Here is an 18702-nt window from a genome sequence, read left to right on the forward strand (position 1 = left end):
AAAAAAGCGTTTCAATCTTCCGCAGCCATGTCCCGCAACCAGCCTTTGAACGCCAGCATCGCCGCCGTCTCGGCCCGCGACTGCAAGCGCGTCAACCAGTAACTGCCGGTGGTGATGCCGACATCGAACGGCTGGCGAATCACATCGCTCTCCAGTTGCCGCGCAAACATCATCGCCGGCGCCAAGGCCACGCCGAGGCCTTGCAAGGCCGCCTCCATCATCGCCAGCGAAGAATCGAACACAATGCTGCGCGGCAGCAGGGTATCGGCGGGCAAGCCGGCGGCCTGGAACCACAGGTTCCACTCATCGGCGCGGTAGGAGCGCAGCAAGGTGTGTTTCAAGAGGTCGGCCGGTGCGCGTAATTGCTCGGCCAGTTGCGGCACACATAGCACGCTGAGCGGAGCTTCCAGCAGTTCGCAGGCATCCGTGCCGTGCCAGGCGCCGGCGCCGAAACGAATGGCGTAATCCAGGCCTTCGGCGGCCACGTCGACACGGTTGTTGTGGGTCGAAAGGCGCAGGTCAATAAACGGGTAGCGCTGCTGAAAATCCGCCAGGCGTGGCAGCAACCAGCCGACCGCGAAGGTGCCGACCGCCCCGACGGTAAGGACCTCGCGGTAGTGCCCGCCCTCGAACTGACCGAGGGTGTGAGCGATGCGGTCGAAGGACTCGCGCAACACCGGCAGCAGGGTTTCACCTTCACGCGTCAGCATCAGGCCGCGTGGCAGGCGCTTGAACAAGGCGACATTCAGTTGCGCCTCCAGGCTTTTCACCTGATGGCTGACCGCAGCCTGGGTCACGCACAACTCGATGGCTGCCCGGGTGAAGCTCAAGTGCCGGGCCGACGCCTCGAACGCGCGCAGGGCATTGAGGGGCAAATGGGAACGCAGCATGGTCTACCCTAGATTTTCTAATGGCAGCTGCAAGATATCATCGTTTGCCGAAGGGACCGAACCTGACTAGATTTGCCACGCCTGCGCAGGCCCCGATCGTCAGTGCATCATTTACATGGAAGCGAATAACCATGAACTCCAACGTAAGAAATTTCCTGATTTCAGCCTTATTTATCAGCTCCGGCACCTGTATGGCTGCCACCGACCTGCGCCAGGTCGTGGACAGCAGCGTCGAGCCCCTGATGCAGCAGCAAGGCATCGCCGGCCTGTCGGTGGCGGTGGTGAACAAGGGCAAGGTGCAATACTTTAACTACGGCGTCGCCAACAAAGACAAGCAACAGCCCGTTACCGAAGACACGCTGTTCGAGATCGGCTCGGTGAGCAAGACCTTCACCGCCACCCTCGGCGGCTACGCTGCGGCCAGCGGCAAGCTGAAGTTGTCGGACATGGCCAGCCAGCATCTCGCCGCACTCAAGGGCAGTGCCTTCGACCGCATCAGCCTGCTGCAATTGGCCACCTACACCCCTGGCGGCCTGCCACTGCAATTTCCGGACGCCGCCGACAGCGCCGACACCATGCTCGAATATTTCCAGCACTGGAAACCTGTCTATGCGCCTGGCGCACAACGCCTTTACTCGAATCCCAGCATTGGCCTGTTCGGCTACCTCAGTGCGCAAAGCCTGGGCCAGCCGTTCAACGTCGCCATGGAGAAAACCCTGCTGCCCAAGCTGGGCCTGAAAAACACCCATGTCAGCGTGCCGCCAGACAAAAACCAGACCTACGCCCAAGGCTACGACAAGGATCAGAAACCGGTACGCGTCGGCCCCGGCGCGCTGGACAGCGAAGCCTATGGCATCAAGACCAGCAGTCAGGACCTGGCGCAGTACGTGATGCTGAACATGCACCCGCAAACCCTGGAGAAACCGCTGCAACAGGCCATCGCCACCACCCACACCGGTTACTACACGGTGAACGGCATGACCCAGGGCCTGGGCTGGGAGTACTACCCCTACCCGATCACGCTGCAAGCGCTGATGGAAGGCAACTCCACACCGATGGCCATGGAGCCGCATAAGGTGAAATGGTTGACCCCGGCCCAGGTGCAACCGGCCAACGTGCTGTACAACAAGACCGGTTCGACCCGTGGGTTTGGCGCCTATGTGGCCTATGTGCCGAGCAAGGACATGGGGGTGGTGATTCTGGCCAACAAGAACTACCCGAATGCCGAACGGGTGAAAGTGGCCCATGCGATCCTGAGTGCGCTGGACCACTGATGCACACGCCCTGCAGGAGCCGGCTGGCGGGCTCCTGCAAGTTGGGTTACATCCCGAGCCAGTGCGGCAACGCCAGCGAAATGAACGGCAAGTACGTGACCATGATCAGGAACACCAACAGAATCATCAGCCACGGTAGCGCCGCGCGGATGGTCTGCCCCAGCGTCAACCCGGTCACCGCCGAGGTCACGAACAGGTTCAGCCCCACCGGCGGGTGCACCAGGCCGATTTCCATGTTCACCACCATCACGATCCCCAGGTGAATCGGGTCGATACCCAGCTTCATGGCAATCGGGAAGAAGATCGGCGCCAGGATCAGCACGATGGCCGACGGTTCCATAAAGCTGCCCGCCACCAGCAGCACCACGTTGACCATGATCAGGAAACCAATCGGCGTCAGCCCTTCGGAGATCACCCACGCGGTGATTTCCTGGGGGATCTGTTCGGTGGTCAGCACATGGGCAAACAGCATCGCGTTGGCGATGATGAACATCAGCATGATCGCCAGGCGCCCGGACTCCAGCAGCACCTTGGGACAGTCGCGCAGCTTCATGTCCTTGTAGACGAACAACGCCACAAACGCTGAATACACCGCCGCCACCGCTGCCGCTTCGGTCGGGGTGAACATGCCGCTGTAGATGCCGCCGAGGATGATCACCAGCAGCAACAGGCCCCAGAAGGCGCGGCGCGCGCAGGTCAGCCATTCGCGGAAGGTCGCTCGGGGCTGGGCCGGCAGCTTCTTGATGCGCGCGACGATGTAGATGGCGATCATCAGCATCAGGCCCAGCAACAGGCCCGGAATCACCCCGGCCATGAACAGCTTGCCGACCGAGGTTTCAGTCGCCGCCGAATACACCACCATCACAATCGACGGCGGGATCAGGATGCCCAGGGTGCCGGCGTTACAGATGATCCCCGCCCCGAACTCCTTCGGGTAGCCGGAACGCACCATGCCCGCCACGGCAATCGAACCTACCGCCGCCACGGTCGCCGGTGACGAACCGGACAGCGCCGCAAACAGCATGCACGCCAACACCGCCGCAATGGCCAGGCCGCCACGGATATGTCCGACACAGGCGTTGGCAAAGTCGATCAGGCGCTGTGCCACACCGCCGGTGGTCATGAACGCGCCGGAGAGCAGGAAGAACGGAATCGCCAGGAAGGTGTAGGCGTCGGACGTCTCGAACAGCTTGATCGCCAGGGAGCTCACCGAGTCCTGGCTGAACATCAGGATCGACACCGCACCGGACAAGCCCAGGGAAATCGCGATCGGCACGCCGAGGAACATGAACACGAACAACAGCAGAAACAGACAGAGCACGGCCATCAGTGACGCTCCTCATGGCTGCCGGCCAATTTGCTGGCCTCGCCGGCCTCGTCGGCCAGCCCCAACCCGACCTGACGGTGGGTAAAAATGCGGTAGAAAATTTCCAGGTAGCGGATAAACACCATGGCAAAACCAATGGGCACGATGATCACGATGTCACCGACGTCAATGCCGTACTGGTCGAGGTCTTCTGCGCCGATATGCGCGGTCATCACCGCGCTGACCCACTTGTAGCTGGCGATCATGAACAGCCCGGCGTAGGCCAGGCAGCACAGGCAGGCAATCATGCCCAGCAAGCGTTGCACCGGGCGCCTGGTCAGCTTGACCAGTGCGTCGACGCCAAGGTGGCCGGCGGTGCGTACGCCGTAGGAAATACCGAAGAAAATCAGCCAGCCGAACATGGCCTTGGTCAGCGCCACGCTCCAGGTCATGTCCTGGGCCCAGGTCATGGTGTGGTCGCCCAGGGCGCCGAAGAAGGTGCTGCTGAAGGCCCACTTGTCAGACAGGGCAAAGAACAGCGTGTAGATGTTGTTGAGCATGACGTAGACAAATGTCACCAGGGTCATGGCGGCCAGCAGGAAGGCGATGAAACCTTCCTCCAGGTGCTCCCAGACGCGCCTTAGCGTTTGCATGGCAAAACCTCGCGAAAGCAAATGAGATGTCAGGGTGAAAACCGGATCGATAGGTGGGAGGGGGCTTGCCCCCGATAGCGGTGGGTCAGAGACAGATGAGCAAGCTGACACACCGCAATCGGGGGCAAGCCCCCTCCCACACTGGGGGATTACTGGTTGGACGCGTCCGCCGCCTTGATCAGGTCCGCGCCGATCTCACCCTCGAACTTCTGCCACACCGGGCGCATGGCTTCGCGCCACAGCTGGCGTTGCTCCGGGGTCAGTTCGATGATTTCGCTGGTCTTGGCGTCGACGATCTTCTGCTTGGCCGACTGGTTCAGCGCTTCGGCCTGTTTGTTCACCTCGACGGTGACCTCGACCATGATCTGCTCCAGGGTGCTGCGGATGTCCGGTGGCAGGCCGTTCCAGAACTTGGCGTTGGTGATCACCATGTAGTCGATCAGGCCATGGTTGGACTCGGTGAAGTACTTCTGCACCTCGTTGACCTTCTGGCTTTCATAGTTCGACCAGGTGTTCTCGGTGCCGTTGACGGTACCGGTCTGCAGGCCCTGGTACACCTCGGCGAAGCTCATCTTGCGCGGGTTGGCGCGGATCGCCTTGAACTGCTCTTCCAGCACGCTGGAGGCCTGTACGCGGAACTTCAGGCCACGGGCATCCTTGGGTTCATGCAGCGCCTTGTTGGCCGACAGTTGCTTGAGGCCGTTGTGCCAATAGGCCAGGCCGAGGATGTTCTTATCCTGCATCGAGGTCAGCAGCGCCTTGCCCTGGGCCGCCTGGAAGCGGTCAACGGCGGCCAGGTCGTTGAACAGGAACGGCAGGTCATAGATCTGCACCTGCTTGGTGTATTGCTCGAACTTGGCCAGGGACGGCGCCAGCATCTGCACGTCGCCCAGCAGCAGCGCTTCCATTTCCTTGCCATCGCCGAACAGCGACGAGTTCGGGTACACCTCGACCTTCACCTTGCCCGGCAGGCGTTCTTCGGCGAGCTTCTTGAACAACAGCGCGCCCTGGCCTTTGGGGGTGTTTTCGGCCACCACGTGGGCGAACTTGATCACGATCGGGTCCGCCGCCTGGGCTAGGCCTGCGGCAAACAAGGTGGCGGCGCACAGCAGCGCCCGGGAGAGCTTGAGCATGGAAAATCACCTTCTTATTGTTGTGTTGTAAGGCAAGGTGCCTGATGTGACGCGTGTAGTGAATTTCGAATTTTAGATACCTGCGTTCGGCGTGGCCGAACGCTACGCCTGGGCCGCCAACAACCTTTGCGCGCGCAGCAACACCGGCGCATCCACCATCTGCCCATCGATCTGGTAGGCCCCTGCCCCATGGGCGCCGGCGTCCACCACCCGCTGCGCCCAAGCCAGGTCTGCGGCGCTCGGTGCGAGCGCTGCATGGATCACCGCCACCTGCTTGGGATGGATACACAGCGCCCCGGCAAAGCCCATTTCATAGGCATGCCGGATCGAACGGCGCAGGCCTTCCGGGTCATCGATGGCCGGGTGTACACCGTCCAACGGCGCGACCAGACCCGCCGCCCGCGAATGCACAATCAGCGCCAGGCGCGCCTGGTCCAGGGCGAACTGCGCAGCCGCGGAGTTGCTGCTCAGGTTCAGGTCCAGCGCCAGGTCCAGCCCGCCAAACGACAGGCGCTGCACCTGTGGCGCATGGGCGATCTCGGCCACGGCCAGCAAGCCACGGGCGCTTTCGATAATCGGCCAGATCACTTTGCCGGTGGCGGCAACCACCGCCACTTGCGCGGCACTTTCAACCTTGGGTAGCAATACCCCCGCCACATTCGGATGGGCTTTGCAGAACGCCACATCCTCGAAATGCTCGGCATGCTCCGGCGCATTGATGCGCACCCACACCTGGGCAGCGGGGTTCGCCGTCAGGAACACCCCGAGGTTATCCCGCGCCTGGCGCTTGAGCGGTTCTTCGACCGCGTCCTCGAAATCCACGATCACCGCATCGGCCCCACTGGCCAGGGCTTTGGAAAATCGTTCCGGTCGGCTACCGGGTACAAACAACGCCGAACGCACCAATGGCTTTGGCATCACAGAATTCCTTATTTAGATAACGCCGCGTGCACGCAGGCTGTCGATGGCATCGCCGGAGTAACCGAGCCGGTCGAGAATGCCCTGGCTGTGCTGGCCCAGCGCCGGAACGCCGTCCATGCGCGGGGTAAACGCCGCATTGCGGGCCGGCGGCAACAGCGACGGCAGCGGACCGGCCGGGCTATCGACCTCGCGCCAGCTGTCACGGGCCTTGAGTTGCGGGTGGTCCCATACGCCCTGCATATCGTTGACCCGGGCGCTGGCGATCTGCGCGTCCTCCAGGCGTTGGATCACCGCCTCGGCATCCAACTGCGCAAAGCTGTCGACGATGATCTGGCGCAGCACCTCACGGTTCGCCGAGCGTTTGAAGTTGGCGCTGAAACGCTCGTCCGTCGCCAATTCAGGCGTGAGCAGTACCTTGTCGCAGAACGCCGCCCATTCGCGCTCGTTCTGCAAACCGAGCATCACCGTGCCGCCATCGCCGGTGGGAAACGGGCCGTAGGGATAGATCGTCGAATGCGCGGCCCCGGCACGCGGTGGCTGCGGGGCGCCGTCGAAGGCGTAATACATCGGGTAGCCCATCCACTCCACCAGGCTTTCCAGCATGCTCACGTCGATGCGGCTGCCCTTGCCGGTCTTGCCGCGCAGCAGCAGCGCCGAGAGGATGCCGCTGTAGGCGTACATGCCCGCCGAGATGTCGGCGATGGAGCAACCGGCCTTGGCCATCTGGTCGTCGCCAGGGCCACCGGTCACCGAGAGAAAACCGCCCTCGCTCTGGATCAGCAGGTCGTAGGCCTTCTTTTTCTCGTACGGCCCGCCTTCGCCGTAGCCGGAAATATCGCACACGATCAGCCGCGGAAAGTGCGCATGCAGCGCCTCGAACGACAGGCCCATGCGCGCCGCCGCGCCAGGCGCGAGGTTCTGCACCAGCACATCGGCGTCGGCGAGCAAGGTGTCGAGAATATCGCCCGCCTCGTCCTGCTTGAGGTCCAGGGTCAGGCTTTCCTTGGAGCGGTTGGTCCACACAAAATGCGAGGCCAGACCGCGCACGCGTTCGTCGTAGCCACGGGCAAAGTCGCCGACGCCGGGGCGTTCGATCTTGATCACACGAGCGCCCAGGTCCGCCAACTGACGGGTGCAGAATGGCGCGGCAATCGCATGTTCCAGGCTGACAACGGTGATGCCGTCCAGCGGTCTTGGGTTAGTCATGACAGTTCCTCAGAGCCAGTGGGCCATGGACGTGGCGTTGCGCAAATCCCAGACCTTGTCGATCAGTGCGTTGGCCTGGGCCGGTGTGCGGGCGTTGCTGAATTGGGCGAGGCGCTGGAATTTGTCCGCCAGCTCCGTGCGGCTCAGGGTGTTGCCCGGATCGCCCTTGGGCTCGTCGATGGCGCCGTGCAGTGTGCGGCCATCCTGCGTGGTGACGGTGACACGGCCGAGCCAGCGTTGCGGGTAGGCGCCGTCGACTTCGCGGTCGAGGCTCATGCTGACCTTGTCGCGAAAAGCCGACACGGCCGGGTCGGTCAACGCCAGCTCATGGAACTCGGTGAGCCCGGCCTTGCCGTGTACGGCAATCAAGCCCAGCACAGTGCCCATGGAGAACTTGGCCTGGTGCACGCTGGCCGGTACGTTCACGCGCCCCAGTACATCGATGGCGCCCTGATGCACGCGGGTTTCCACGCGGGCAATATCGGCGGCGGCGAGCTGTTCGCGCTGCATCAGCTCCAACAGCGCATCGGCCGCAGGATGGGTATGGCGGCACGACGCATGAAACTTGAACGAGGTCTCCAGCAATGCCCAGCGACTGCCCAGGCCGGCGGACAACTTGCCCGGCTCGGCATCACTGGACATGCCCGCCGCCAGCCCTTGGTCGCCCTCAAGAATATTGCGTGCACCGGTCAGCCCATCCGCCGTCAGGTAAGCGGCGAGCAACCCGTCCGCTGCCGCCTTGGCCGTGTGCAGCTGCTTGGAGTCGGCGGCATCGCGCAGGAACTCCCACAACCCGGCGGCCTGGGTGCCTGCGCTGCCGAGCAGGTTGATGAATTGTTCCTGGTTGAAATCCAGCAACTTGCCCACCGCCACCGCCGCCGCCAGGGTGCCGACGGTGGCCGTGGTGTGGAAGATGCGGTAATGGGAGCGGCCCATGAATTCCCCGATGCGGATACCCGCCTCGTAACCGGCCACCGAGGCCAGCAGCAAGTCGCGCCCGGATTTGCCCAGGTCCTGGGCGGCGGCCAAGGCAGCCGGAAATACCACGGTCGCCGGGTGCAACACGGAGCTGTTGTGCAGGTCATCCTGCTCCACCAGGTGCGATGAAGCGCCATTGACCAACGCGGCGAAGTAGGCGCTGCTGCTGGTGCCATTGACGATCACCTGGGCCGGGCCGCTGCTCGGCCCCATCTTCCGGGCATAGCGCTCGAACAACGGAATCGGGTGCGCCCCTTTACTCGCCAGCGCCGAGGCCAGCCAATCCAGGTACAGGTCTTCGGTGCGCGCGAGGACGGTTTCGGGCAACTGTGCGTAGTGCAGATCCGCCAGGAACCGACATAAGGCTTGGGTATGGCTCATGGTCGGCCCCTCAGAAGCTGCGTGGCAGTTCGAGCAGGTGCTCGGCCACGTAGGACAGGATCAGGTTGGTGGAGATCGGCGCCACCTGGTACAGGCGCGTCTCGCGGAATTTGCGCTCCACGTCGTACTCGCAGGCAAAGCCGAAACCGCCGTGGGTTTGCAGGCAGGCATTGGCCGCCTCCCAGGACGCCTTGGCCGCCAGGTACTTGGCCATGTTGGCGCTGGCGCCGGCATGCTTGCCGCTGTCGTATTCCTCGCAGGCGCGCCAGCGCATCAGGTCTGCCGCTTCGATCTCGATATGCGCCTCGGCAATCGGGAACTGCACGCCCTGGTTCTGCCCGATGGGCCGGCCAAACACCACGCGGTCACGGGCATACGCGCTGGCCTTCTCGATAAACCAGCGGCCATCGCCGATGCATTCGGCGGCGATCAGCGTGCGTTCGGCATTGAGGCCGTCGAGGATGTATTTGAAACCCTTGCCCTCTTCGCCGATCAGGCTGTCCAACGGCAACTCCAGGTTGTCGAAGAACAGCTCGTTGGTCTCGTGGTTGACCATGTTGGCGATGGGCTGCACGGTGAGCCCGTTGCCGATGGCTTCGCGCAGGTCGACGAGGAAGATCGACATGCCTTCGGATTTCTTCTTCACCTCGGCCAACGGCGTGGTGCGCGCCAGCAGGATCATCAGGTCGGAATGCTGGACCCGCGAGATCCACACCTTCTGGCCGTTGATCACGTACTTGTCGCCGCGCTTGATTGCGGTGGTCTTGATCTTGGTGGTATCGGTGCCGGTGGTCGGCTCGGTCACGCCCATCGATTGCAGGCGCAATTCGCCGCTGGCCAGTTTGGGCAGGTAGAAGCGTTTCTGCGCTTCGCTGCCGTGCCGCAACAGGGTGAACATGTTGTACATCTGGCCATGCACGGTGCCGGAGTTGCCGCCGCAGCGGTTCACTTCTTCGAGGATGACCGAGGCCTCGGCCAGGCCCAGGCCGGAACCGCCGTATTCCTCGGGGATCATCGCCGACAGCCAGCCGGCGTCGGTCAGCGCCTTGACGAAAGCCTCGGGAAAGCCCTTCTCTTCATCGATCCTGCGCCAGTAGGCGGCATCAAATTCAGCGCACAAGGCGCGCACGCCTTCGCGGATGGCGTTGAGTTCTTCGTTGTCATTCGGGTTCATCTGCGGCTCTCCGCCTGTTGTTCTTGGATTATTCGAAATTCACCTGGGCTTGCTGCGCCAGGCCATCGCTATTGCCAGCCCACAGTTGGGCAACGCCGGTTTCGGTGACGCGCCCGCCCACTTCGAAGGGTTGCGGCGCAATCAATGGGCGCACACCGCGATAGGCAAACCGGCGCAAGGTGGCGTCGGGATGGGCGCGACAGAACGCACGCAAGTTCAGGGTGGCGATCAGCGGCCCGTGCACCACCAGCCCGGCATAGCCTTCGGTGCCGGTGACGTAGGGGTAGTCGTAGTGAATGCGGTGGCCGTTGAAGGTCACCGCGCTGTAGCGAAACAGCAGGGTCGCCGTGGGGTCGACGGTTTCGCACCACTCGCCCTGCTCCAGCGCCTCGCCGCTGCCCGATTTGGGCGGCGTGGGTTCGCGGTAGACGATGTCCTGTTCCTCGCGGATCGCCAGGCGGCCTGCCTGGGAGTAGTCGTGGCGCACGGTGACGAACAGCAGCGAGCCAGTGCGCCCGGTCTTTTCTTCGACCTGGGTGATGGTCGACACCCGGGTCGCCGCCTCACCGGCACGCAGTGCATGCAGGAACTCGATGCGCCCACCGGCCCACATGCGATTGCGGTTGTCGGCCGGCGGCAGGAAGCCGCCACGGGCCGGATGACCATCACCGCCCAGAGCGGTTTCCGGCAGTGGGTCCTGGAAGAAACACCACTGCCACAGCGGCGGGATATCCGCGCCGTCTTCGGGCACGGCTTCGCCAAAGGTGGCGGCAATACGCTTGAGCAGGTTATGGCTGAGGTGGTCGTGGGCGGTTTCGCTACGGCCGATCCAATCGGTGGCGCTCATCGGGTGCAGGTCCTCGGGCAGTGAGTGTCTGCCCCGGATCATGCAAGGGTGTACCCGTTCCGGGAATTTGCATTTCAATAAACCAGCGTTCGGTTATGCTGAACGCCGCCATCCTGTCCCGGGAGTCTTGCATGCACTTCGATCTGGCCGACCTGCGCCTGTTTATCCACATCGCCGAATCCCCCAGCCTGACCCAGGGCGCCAAGCGTGCGTTCCTCTCGCCGGCCGCCGCCAGTGCGCGGATCAAGGCCCTCGAAGGCCAACTCGACACGCGCCTGCTGTACCGCGACAGCCGTGGCGTGGAGATCACCCCGGCCGGAGAGCGCCTGCTGCACCATGCACGGTTGATCATGCGCCAGGTGGATTACCTGAAGAGCGAATTCACCCAATACGGCGTGGATTCGGCCGGGCATATCCGCATTTTTGCCAACACCACGGCGGTCACCGAGTTCTTGCCGGAGGTGCTGGCGGGCTTCCTGTCCCAGCGCCCCGGCGTGACCGTCGACCTGCAGGAGCGCCTGTCCCGCGACATCGTGCGCGGCGTACTGGATGGCACCAGCGACATGGGCATCATCGCCGGCCCCGTGGAAGCCTCGGGGTTGCAGGTACTGCACTTCAGCACGGATAAACTGGTGCTGATGGTGCCGGTGGGGCATGCGCTGGCGGAACAACCCTCCGTCACCCTGGAACAGACCCTCGCCTACCAGCACATCGGCCTGCATGAAGGCAGCACCTTGCTGAGCTTCCTGCGTGAACACGTCGAGCGGCTGGGCAAGCAGCTGTCGCTGCGCATCCAGATGTCGAGTTTCGAGGCAATCTGCCGCATGGTCGAAGCCGGTGTGGGCATCGGCATCATTCCGGAGTCCGCCGCCGTGCGCCACAGCCGTACCATGCGGCTGGTGGCGGTGAAGCTGGATGAACCCTGGGCAATCCGCGAGCGCAGCATCCTGGTGCGGGAGCTGGAGGCGTTACCCGGCACCATTCGTGCGTTGATCGCCACGTTGATGCCGGACTCGGTCAGTGCAAACTGAGGTTACGCAGACGCGCACCGTCCACGGTGACATGGCTCAAGCGCCCCTGGTCGTCGAATAACAGCCAGCCGTCCTCGGTGCGACGGATGTTCACTTCGTAACGAGGCCAGTGCAGCACCGCACACAGGTGGTCACTGGCGCGATGGATAAAGTGCCAACGCGTGTCGCGTTCGCCGGCAATATAGCCGAACACCAACCACTGCGCGTCGAGGGCAATGCGCACCGGGTCGCCGTCGAAGAAACCTTCGTCACAGCCCGGCATGCGATAACCCTTGCGGTTGCCATCGACATCCAGGATCAGCGTCGGCTCTTCGTCATCGCGGCACCTGATCCCGTACTCAATGGTTTGATCGAGTGCACAGTACAGCGCGTGGCTTTCCTGCGACTGCGTGGACGCCGGCTCACGCCCGGCCAAGCGACGCTCAGGCAAGCGATAGTGCCAGCGTTCGACACCCTCGCGCGGGTTGTAGAGCCAGAGGAACTCATTACGTTCGTTGCCTTTGAGCGCGCGCAGCGCCCCCGGCAAGTCGCTGACATGCCACAGGGTCTGAAAGTTGCGATCCACGTCCACCACGCGCAGTTGCCGGTCCTGACCGAGGGTCCAGGTGCTGCCGTCAAACTGCTCGGCGAACACCTCCAGCACCTGCACGCCCAGGTCGGTGGCGGTACGGTTGACCAGGTCGAGTTTGCTGATACGCCATACCCGGTCACGCCGGGCCAGCACCAGCGCCATCTGCCGACTGTGAGCCAGGACAATCCGCTGGGCCGGCACGGCGAAGAGGAACAGTGGCTGGCCGCTGGCATCCGTCACCACCGCACCGGCCTCGCCCAGCGCCACCAGGTAACGCTCGTCATCCAGCGACACTGCGTCGTATATCGGTCGGCTACCCTGGGTCGGGGCGGTCCACTCCAGCGCATCACCCACCCCTACCAACGAGCGTATGGCAGGCCGCTTCAGGGCCTGGCCAGGCAAGTCTGCCTGCAACAATTTATCGCGGCTCATCTTGACCAGCGCTTGCAGCTGATTGAAGTTCAGCCCGCCGCGACCACTGAGTTGGTCGGCGATCACTGCGTGCACGGTTGCACCGGCCAGCCAACTCAGGGCAGCGGCATCAGATTTGTGCGCCAACAGGGCGTGCGCCAGGGCGTCACGCTCGGCGTATCGGTCGGGAGCGTCGCGCAACTGTTCGATCCACGGCCCGTAAGCTTCCAGGGTCTGCGGCAGCAGAATCGCGCGTTTGACCAAGGCCCCCATCGCCAGCCGCCCACCGGCCGCTTCGGCATCCAGCAACCATTGCGCCGCGCGCGTGCGCTCATCCGGCAGGCTCCACACCACCTCGACGGCTTGCAGCCACAGGCCCTTGGCGATCAGCGATTCGGCCCACTCCAGGCGCAAACGCTCGGCAATCTGCGGCTGCCTGGCCTGGAGCAACACCACGGCATCGGCAAACGCATCGTCACGCCGCGCCACCAGTAAGGCACGCTGCCAGTTCTCGGCCAGGCACAGCAGACGCACGATGACCGCCGACGGCATGTCCCAGGCCAGGGCCAGGTCGGCAGCCTGTTGGTAACGTGCGTGCTTTTCCAGGTAGTCGAGGGCTTCCTGGCGCTCCTTGAGCAGTTCGGCGAGGACAAATACCGCTTCTTCGATCCGGTTTTCCCGAGCCAGGCGTTCGTATGAGCGGCGATAGACCTCGCGCAGGTGCTCGGTCAGGCTTTGTTCGAAGTGGTAGGCGCGGCCTGGCCCGCTCTGCTGGCTGAGGGTCAGGTCGTCGCGCCGCTGCGGCGTACCGAAGTTCTGTTCAGCATCCGGCTCCTGGCCTCCCAGAGGAATGGCATGGCGCAAGGCTTCGGCAAAATCACCGTCCTCGAACATCTCCAGCATGCGCTGCATGTAGGCGGCCTGGCGTTTGCCGTAGAGCCTGGACAGTTTTGAAAGCTCGGTCAGACGGGTCAGCCAACGGCGCCAGGCGGACGGTTTAAGCCGAGCCGGTGTGGCCCGCTCGGCGATGCCCGGATCCGCCGGTGCCGAAGGCGCGGCGCCGACGGGCTGCACGCCTCGACGCAGGTATTTGTTGATGCCCATCAACAAGGCAGTGAACACCGTTGCGCCTAGCAACATGCCCAGGATCACGCGGCTGATGTCTTCAGTGGTCGAAGCAGGAATCGGTGTCAGGGGTTGGGATTGGCTGTGAGTGCCCATCCAGATCAACCCGGCGACCAACGCCAGGGTGGCGCCCAGTTTCAACGCCGGGTACTGCGCGGGCGCCTCACTGGCCCATGGCTGGGCCGCCTTGGGAGGCGCTGCTTTCGGCGCTGGCGGTTGACGCTCCAGCAACGCGCGGATCACGCCTTCCTGCTCGGGACTGACCGGCGCCAAGCCGCCAAGGATCTCACGCACATCGGTGATGTCCGGCACGGGCAGCTGCGGCGCAACCGGCGCATGACAATCGAAGGTATCGAGTAAGGTGTAGGCACTGATCTCCAGCCACAACCCAGGCTCAAGGACCTTGGCGTCGCGCAGCTGCAAGGCGTGCACCTGGCTGGCGCGCACCAGCCACAAGTCGGCGGTGGGTAAAGCACGCAGCTCGTCAGCGGTCAGCCGTGCCGAACACAACCCACGCCCCTGGCGGACCAGCGGCCAGCCGTCTAAGGTCTGGCAATCGAATGCGACGGGCACGCTGAACTGCAACACATCTCCGTCGGCAAAACGGTAGGCGGCGGCGCCCGCGCGCCAGTGTCCGAGGATCAGGCGAGCCCGCTCCTGCGTGGTGAAGCGGTCAGCAGGCAACCACACACCGTCGATGGACTGGTGGCCGGTCAGCAGCGGTCGGCGGATCAGCAGGGGTTCGTGCTCATGCATGGGCAGGCTCTTGTTTCAGGTCGCACATGACTTGCAAACGCATGGCGCGCTCGGTGACGTTGAACACCAGTAGTTCCCGGGCGGTGGTCAGCACCGCCACCAGCCCGCTCATGGGGCAGAAGCTGGCACGGGCAATCGGTGCGGAGGTGGTGAACAGCGTCTGTTGCAGACCTTCCGAGTACAGGCCGACGGTGTGCTGGTTCGGGCCCAGCAGTACCAATGCATAGCACTCCTGCGCGGCCACATGGTGATGCAGGCCGATAGCACTCCAGCCCGGCGCCAAGTCGATCTGCGCCCTTTTCGCGGGGAAGCTGTCGTGGGTCACCAGGCGCCAACTCTGGCGGCCATCATGGTGAGTGAGTAATGCGCACCCGCCAAAGGTGTACTTCCAGTGGGAGGTGCTGGCGAACAGTACCTGGCTGACCCCGGCCGCTGCACCGACCGCATAGCCGGAACTGCGGACACCAGAGGCCGTTGCGGGGTACGCCACCAGTTGCCCGGCCTCGCTGCGGGCGTAGACCAACGACAAGGCATCCAGCTGCGCCAAGCCTATGACATTGTTGGTTACCGAGAAAAACGCGCCCCTCGGTCCATGACCGGGACGCTGCCAGTGGGCGAGCTGACCATTTGTATCAAGCACATACAGGCGTTCCGCTTGTTGGCCGCGCAGCCACACCGCGGGCAGCAAGGTCGCGGTGCCCGGTGGCAGGTGCAGCTCTTCGCGTGCAGGTTTGTTGGCGGAAACAAGGCCGGGGATATTCCAGAAGGTCAGGATGTGGCCATCACCGAGCACCGCACCGAGGCTGCGATAATTAAACGCGGCGGCAAACACATGCTGGTGTTTGCCCCACAGGCGACGGCGTACCTCCAGGGCTTTTTTCTGGTTTTTGTGCGGCAGCTTGATCACCACCATGCCGTGTTCGTCGAGCAGGCGCAGGGCGACATAGTTGCCGGAGCCGGAGATGACCGGTGACAATGTCAAAGCCACCCGCGCCACCCGCCCGGTGGCGGTGGGCGGCGGGGTATGCGCGGCGTTATCGAACTGGCCCTTGAGCAGGCGCACCGCCTGTTGCTCGTCGGGCATGGGCAGCGACACGCGTCGTGACTGCAAGGCAAAAGACAGACTGCGTCCGTCCAGGTTGCGCGCAATCTGCACGCGGTGGGTGCAGGTCTTGGAATCGGTAGGCGGCAAGCGCTGGCCGACCACCCAGCACTCTCCCGCCAGATGTTCGGCCAAGGCGTCACGCCAAGCCAGCCAATGGGTGTCGCTCACCACCTCGTAGGTACGGGCTTCGAGCAAGCGCTTGAGTTGCGCCGCCGAGTCCAGCTCATGCAACACCGGCGTGCCCTGCAGAATGCCCCAGCGCAATTGCGCCCCCGCCTCCTCGGCTCGCCGCGCCAGCAATATCAGCAGCGCCAGGTGTACCAGGCGCGCGACGCCCAATTGCAGGGGTCCGGCGTCGAACAACACCACGATCAGACGGTTCGCCGCCTGGGCGCGGTACTGTGGCGCGAGGAACATATGCTCGCCGCCGACCGCCCGGCGCAGGAACTCATCGGGTACTTCATCGGCCAGCAGCCATTCGCTGGAGAGCAGCCGCTCATAGGCACCGCGCCGGTGCAGGTCGCCCAGGCCGTCGGGCTCCGGCACACCGCCCTGGTGCAGGCCTCGCAGCGGTCCCAACAGCGGGTTGAGGCGGCCCAGCAGGTCGGCGAACACGGGTAACTGTTCCGGGGCAAACCATTCCAGCCAGTGCCGCCAGGGTTGCAGCGACTCAGGCAGTTGCATGAGTGACTCCCCAATAATCAGCGATACGTTGCACAAGGGCAGGCGAAACGGCCAGCAAGCGGTCCAACGGGACCACGGCCGCAGGCTCATGCCACACCAGCAGGGGCGAACGCTTGAAGCGTGCGGAAAAGGCCTGGCCCAGCAGGTCTTGGGGCACATCCGGCTCCCAGCTGGTCGGCAACCAGAGGTGTGGCGCGCTCGCGCTGGGAGCCGCGTAAGCCACGCCGTCGACCCACGGCAGATCAGCCGTCGAGCCGGTCACCACCAGCACCTCACCGTTGGCCGTGGCGTGCAGACGCGCGGCGTGTTCAGGCTCAAGCAGCGCCAGGCGCCTGAGCATCCGGCGTGCCGCATCACCCCAGGCCACGGCGGCTTGCGCCTCGACGGGTGCCTGGCGTGAGCGCCAGCGCCAAGGATGGGGCAACGCACTCATTCGGCAGGTGTCAGCAATCGTGTGAGTTGCCCCCGTGCCCGCTGCAACGGCTCGGGCATCGTCTGGCTGTTGAAGTTCGCATCAATCTCGCGCAACAACCCTTCGAGCGCCGTACTGGTCGGCGGTTCGCTACGGGCGAGATAGTCTTCGGCGGTTTCCAGCAGGCGATTCAGACGTGACATCGGCTGCAACGTAGCCTCTTCCACGGCGCTGAACAGATGGCTGTTGCTGGACGCGGCAAACAGGTCGCGCAACACCTCACGCCCCTGTTGTTGGGTGGCCTGGGTCGGCAACACGTACAGCAGCGGCCACAGGTCAGCGTCGCTGGCTTCGAGGCGGCCGCTGAGCAACGCGGCGGCGGCGATCAGGCGTTGGGATTTGACGATGCGTCGGTCAGACAACTGGATGCCGGCTTCACGCAGACGACGAACCGCCTGGGCCAGGGCGGGACGCACGGCGGCCAGGTCGACGTTTTTCAACGCATGGCCAAGCGTGTCCAGTTGCGTGAGGCCCAGCAACTGCTGCACCGGGCGTTGCTCCGACTGCCAGCCACCGGCCAGCATGGCCTCCAATTGGTTGTCCGGCACCGACTCGACAAACAGGTGCAACAGGAAACGATCACCAAAGGCCGCCAGCGCTTCATCATCCGGCAGGCCGTTGGCCGCGCCGACGCACACCCGCAGCGGGCATTGCACCTGGGTGTGGCCACGGCGGAAACGCCGCTCGTTGAGTACGCCGAGCAAGGTATTGAGGATCGCGGTGGAGCCCAGGAAGACTTCGTCGAGAAACACGATGTCGGCTTCCGGCAGCATGCCGCTGACATCGGTTTCCACCGTGCCTTCGCGCAGCTTTTTCAGGTCGACCGCGCCAAACAGTTCGGACGGTTCGGTGAAGCGCCCGAGCAGGTACTCGAAATAGCGCCCGCCCATCGACTGCGCAACGCGCCGCACCACGGCGCTCTTGGCGGTGCCGGGCGGCCCGATCACCAGGATATGTTCCTGGGCCACCGCCGCCAGCACGATCAGTTCGGCCAATTGCTCGCGCCCCACCAAGCCCTCGGTTGCGGCACGTACAGCATGGCGGATTTGCGCGGCAGCGCTTTGCAACTGAGCAATCATGGGCGTCTTCCCTGAAACCAAAGCGCTGAATCTTGCCTGAGGCTAAGGTATTAGCAAAGCGTTGTTACATACCCTGATCAGGAGTCAGCCCATGCAGCTCGAAGGATCCTGCCATTGCGGCGCCGTCACATTCAGCCTCACCAGCGCCCACCCCTACCCTTACCAGCGTTGCTACTGCTCGATCTGTCGCAAGACCCAGGGCGGCGGTGGCTACGCGATCAACCTGGCCGGTGACACCGCGAGCCTGAAGGTGCGCGGGCGCAAAGCCATTTCGATCTACCACGCCAGGCTCAAGCCCGAAGGCGCCAGCCGCGCCCATGCGAGTAGCGCCGAGCGGCATTTCTGCTCGCAATGCGGCAGCGCGCTGTGGGTGTTCAGCCCGGAATGGCCGGAGCTGATCCACCCGTTTGCCTCGGCCATCGACACACCGTTGCCGGTACCGCCGGACCATACGCACTTGATGCTGGCGTCGAAGGCGCCGTGGGTGGAGCTCACAGTGCGCAAGGGTGACCTGCAGTTTGACGAGTACCCGCAGGAGTCCATTGCGCAGTGGCATGAGCGGCATGGGCTGGCGCGTTAATCACCACAGAATTTTTTTGCCATAAAAAAAACAAGCCTCAGGTGGACAAGCGAAATTGACAGATTGTAGATTGGATACAGTTGACAATCTAAAAGCAGTCCCACCACAACAAAAAAGGTACTTGA

General features: G+C 63.7%; 16 protein-coding genes. 3 read left to right on the forward strand and 13 right to left on the reverse strand.

The features are described from left to right. Positions 1-11: 11 nt before the first annotated feature. Positions 12-890, reverse strand: coding sequence for a LysR family transcriptional regulator (locus tag NL123_RS17460; RefSeq protein WP_248488139.1), 879 nt, complete (start codon positions 888-890; stop codon positions 12-14). Between the two features lie 131 nt (positions 891-1021). Here NL123_RS17460 and ampC point away from each other — a divergent pair, with 131 nt between their 5' ends. After that, positions 1022-2164: a class C beta-lactamase gene (ampC, locus tag NL123_RS17465; RefSeq protein ID WP_248488138.1), complete on the forward strand. Its 1143-nt coding sequence runs from the start codon at positions 1022-1024 to the stop codon at positions 2162-2164. Positions 2165-2210: 46 nt separating this feature from the next. Here the strand turns inward: ampC and dctM are convergent, their stop codons facing one another. The 8 genes from dctM to NL123_RS17505 all read right to left on the reverse strand — a co-directional run bounded on the left by dctM (position 2211) and on the right by NL123_RS17505 (position 10763). Further along, positions 2211-3491, reverse strand: coding sequence for a C4-dicarboxylate TRAP transporter large permease protein DctM (gene dctM, locus NL123_RS17470; protein ID WP_058424079.1), 1281 nt, complete (start codon positions 3489-3491; stop codon positions 2211-2213). Beyond that, the gene (locus NL123_RS17475; protein WP_494355914.1) at positions 3491-4123 is read right to left on the reverse strand and encodes a TRAP transporter small permease; all 633 of its coding nucleotides are present in this window, start codon (positions 4121-4123) and stop codon (positions 3491-3493) included. Before NL123_RS17475 ends, dctM begins: the two co-directional genes overlap by 1 nt. Before the next feature lie 149 nt (positions 4124-4272). Beyond that, entirely contained in the window at positions 4273-5256 is a 984-nt protein-coding gene (gene dctP / locus NL123_RS17480; RefSeq protein WP_248488136.1) for a TRAP transporter substrate-binding protein, read from the reverse strand. A 102-nt stretch (positions 5257-5358) separates the two neighbouring features. Next, the gene (locus NL123_RS17485; protein WP_248488135.1) at positions 5359-6174 is read right to left on the reverse strand and encodes an HpcH/HpaI aldolase/citrate lyase family protein; all 816 of its coding nucleotides are present in this window, start codon (positions 6172-6174) and stop codon (positions 5359-5361) included. A gap of 15 nt (positions 6175-6189) precedes the next feature. Next, complete coding sequence (locus NL123_RS17490; protein ID WP_248488134.1) at positions 6190-7383, reverse strand: CaiB/BaiF CoA transferase family protein; 1194 nt, start codon at positions 7381-7383, stop codon at positions 6190-6192. A 9-nt stretch (positions 7384-7392) separates the two neighbouring features. After that, the gene (locus NL123_RS17495; protein ID WP_248488133.1) at positions 7393-8742 is read right to left on the reverse strand and encodes an MmgE/PrpD family protein; all 1350 of its coding nucleotides are present in this window, start codon (positions 8740-8742) and stop codon (positions 7393-7395) included. A 10-nt stretch (positions 8743-8752) separates the two neighbouring features. Continuing rightward, positions 8753-9916: an acyl-CoA dehydrogenase family protein gene (locus NL123_RS17500; RefSeq protein WP_058424085.1), complete on the reverse strand. Its 1164-nt coding sequence runs from the start codon at positions 9914-9916 to the stop codon at positions 8753-8755. 28 nt (positions 9917-9944) lie between these two features. Next, on the reverse strand, positions 9945-10763 hold the full coding sequence (locus NL123_RS17505) for an HTD2 family dehydratase (RefSeq protein ID WP_494355915.1): 819 nt from the start codon (positions 10761-10763) through the stop codon (positions 9945-9947). A 131-nt stretch (positions 10764-10894) separates the two neighbouring features. Between NL123_RS17505 and NL123_RS17510 the strand changes: the two genes are divergently transcribed. Beyond that, complete coding sequence (locus tag NL123_RS17510; protein WP_248488131.1) at positions 10895-11794, forward strand: LysR family transcriptional regulator; 900 nt, start codon at positions 10895-10897, stop codon at positions 11792-11794. Here the strand turns inward: NL123_RS17510 and NL123_RS17515 are convergent. From NL123_RS17515 to NL123_RS17530, 4 genes are read right to left on the reverse strand one after another with little or no spacing between them, the layout of a single operon-like run. Continuing rightward, positions 11781-14657: a bpX6 domain-containing protein gene (locus NL123_RS17515; RefSeq protein WP_494355916.1), complete on the reverse strand. Its 2877-nt coding sequence runs from the start codon at positions 14655-14657 to the stop codon at positions 11781-11783. The two genes, NL123_RS17510 and NL123_RS17515, sit on opposite strands and share 14 nt — an antisense overlap. After that, entirely contained in the window at positions 14650-16446 is a 1797-nt protein-coding gene (locus tag NL123_RS17520) for a hypothetical protein (RefSeq protein ID WP_494355917.1), read from the reverse strand. The genes NL123_RS17515 and NL123_RS17520 overlap by 8 nt, the downstream gene beginning before the upstream one ends. Further along, a complete protein-coding gene (locus tag NL123_RS17525; protein ID WP_494355918.1) occupies positions 16433-16879 on the reverse strand; it encodes a bpX5 domain-containing protein in 447 nt (148 codons plus the stop codon). The genes NL123_RS17520 and NL123_RS17525 overlap by 14 nt, the downstream gene beginning before the upstream one ends. Then, positions 16876-17997: an AAA family ATPase gene (locus tag NL123_RS17530; RefSeq protein WP_494355919.1), complete on the reverse strand. Its 1122-nt coding sequence runs from the start codon at positions 17995-17997 to the stop codon at positions 16876-16878. Before NL123_RS17530 ends, NL123_RS17525 begins: the two co-directional genes overlap by 4 nt. A gap of 91 nt (positions 17998-18088) precedes the next feature. Here NL123_RS17530 and NL123_RS17535 point away from each other — a divergent pair, with 91 nt between their 5' ends. After that, positions 18089-18577, forward strand: coding sequence for a GFA family protein (locus tag NL123_RS17535; RefSeq protein WP_248488126.1), 489 nt, complete (start codon positions 18089-18091; stop codon positions 18575-18577). The last annotated feature ends 125 nt before the right edge of the window (positions 18578-18702 follow it).

It is taken from the genome of Pseudomonas sp. FBCC-B1565, assembly GCF_059133265.1.

Bases quoted from the DNA above. Each gene is read 5' to 3' on its own strand.
- NL123_RS17460 (WP_248488139.1), bottom strand. From the start codon at position 890: ATGCTGCGTTCCCATTTGCCCCTCAATGCCCTGCGCGCGTTCGAGGCG.
- ampC (WP_248488138.1), top strand. From the start codon at position 1,022: ATGAACTCCAACGTAAGAAATTTCCTGATTTCAGCCTTATTTATCAGC.
- dctM (WP_058424079.1), bottom strand. From the start codon at position 3,491: ATGGCCGTGCTCTGTCTGTTTCTGCTGTTGTTCGTGTTCATGTTCCTC.
- NL123_RS17475 (WP_494355914.1), bottom strand. From the start codon at position 4,123: ATGCAAACGCTAAGGCGCGTCTGGGAGCACCTGGAGGAAGGTTTCATC.
- dctP (WP_248488136.1), bottom strand. From the start codon at position 5,256: ATGCTCAAGCTCTCCCGGGCGCTGCTGTGCGCCGCCACCTTGTTTGCC.
- NL123_RS17485 (WP_248488135.1), bottom strand. From the start codon at position 6,174: ATGCCAAAGCCATTGGTGCGTTCGGCGTTGTTTGTACCCGGTAGCCGA.
- NL123_RS17490 (WP_248488134.1), bottom strand. From the start codon at position 7,383: ATGACTAACCCAAGACCGCTGGACGGCATCACCGTTGTCAGCCTGGAA.
- NL123_RS17495 (WP_248488133.1), bottom strand. From the start codon at position 8,742: ATGAGCCATACCCAAGCCTTATGTCGGTTCCTGGCGGATCTGCACTAC.
- NL123_RS17500 (WP_058424085.1), bottom strand. From the start codon at position 9,916: ATGAACCCGAATGACAACGAAGAACTCAACGCCATCCGCGAAGGCGTG.
- NL123_RS17505 (WP_494355915.1), bottom strand. From the start codon at position 10,763: ATGAGCGCCACCGATTGGATCGGCCGTAGCGAAACCGCCCACGACCAC.
- NL123_RS17510 (WP_248488131.1), top strand. From the start codon at position 10,895: ATGCACTTCGATCTGGCCGACCTGCGCCTGTTTATCCACATCGCCGAA.
- NL123_RS17515 (WP_494355916.1), bottom strand. From the start codon at position 14,657: ATGCATGAGCACGAACCCCTGCTGATCCGCCGACCGCTGCTGACCGGC.
- NL123_RS17520 (WP_494355917.1), bottom strand. From the start codon at position 16,446: ATGCAACTGCCTGAGTCGCTGCAACCCTGGCGGCACTGGCTGGAATGG.
- NL123_RS17525 (WP_494355918.1), bottom strand. From the start codon at position 16,879: ATGAGTGCGTTGCCCCATCCTTGGCGCTGGCGCTCACGCCAGGCACCC.
- NL123_RS17530 (WP_494355919.1), bottom strand. From the start codon at position 17,997: ATGATTGCTCAGTTGCAAAGCGCTGCCGCGCAAATCCGCCATGCTGTA.
- NL123_RS17535 (WP_248488126.1), top strand. From the start codon at position 18,089: ATGCAGCTCGAAGGATCCTGCCATTGCGGCGCCGTCACATTCAGCCTC.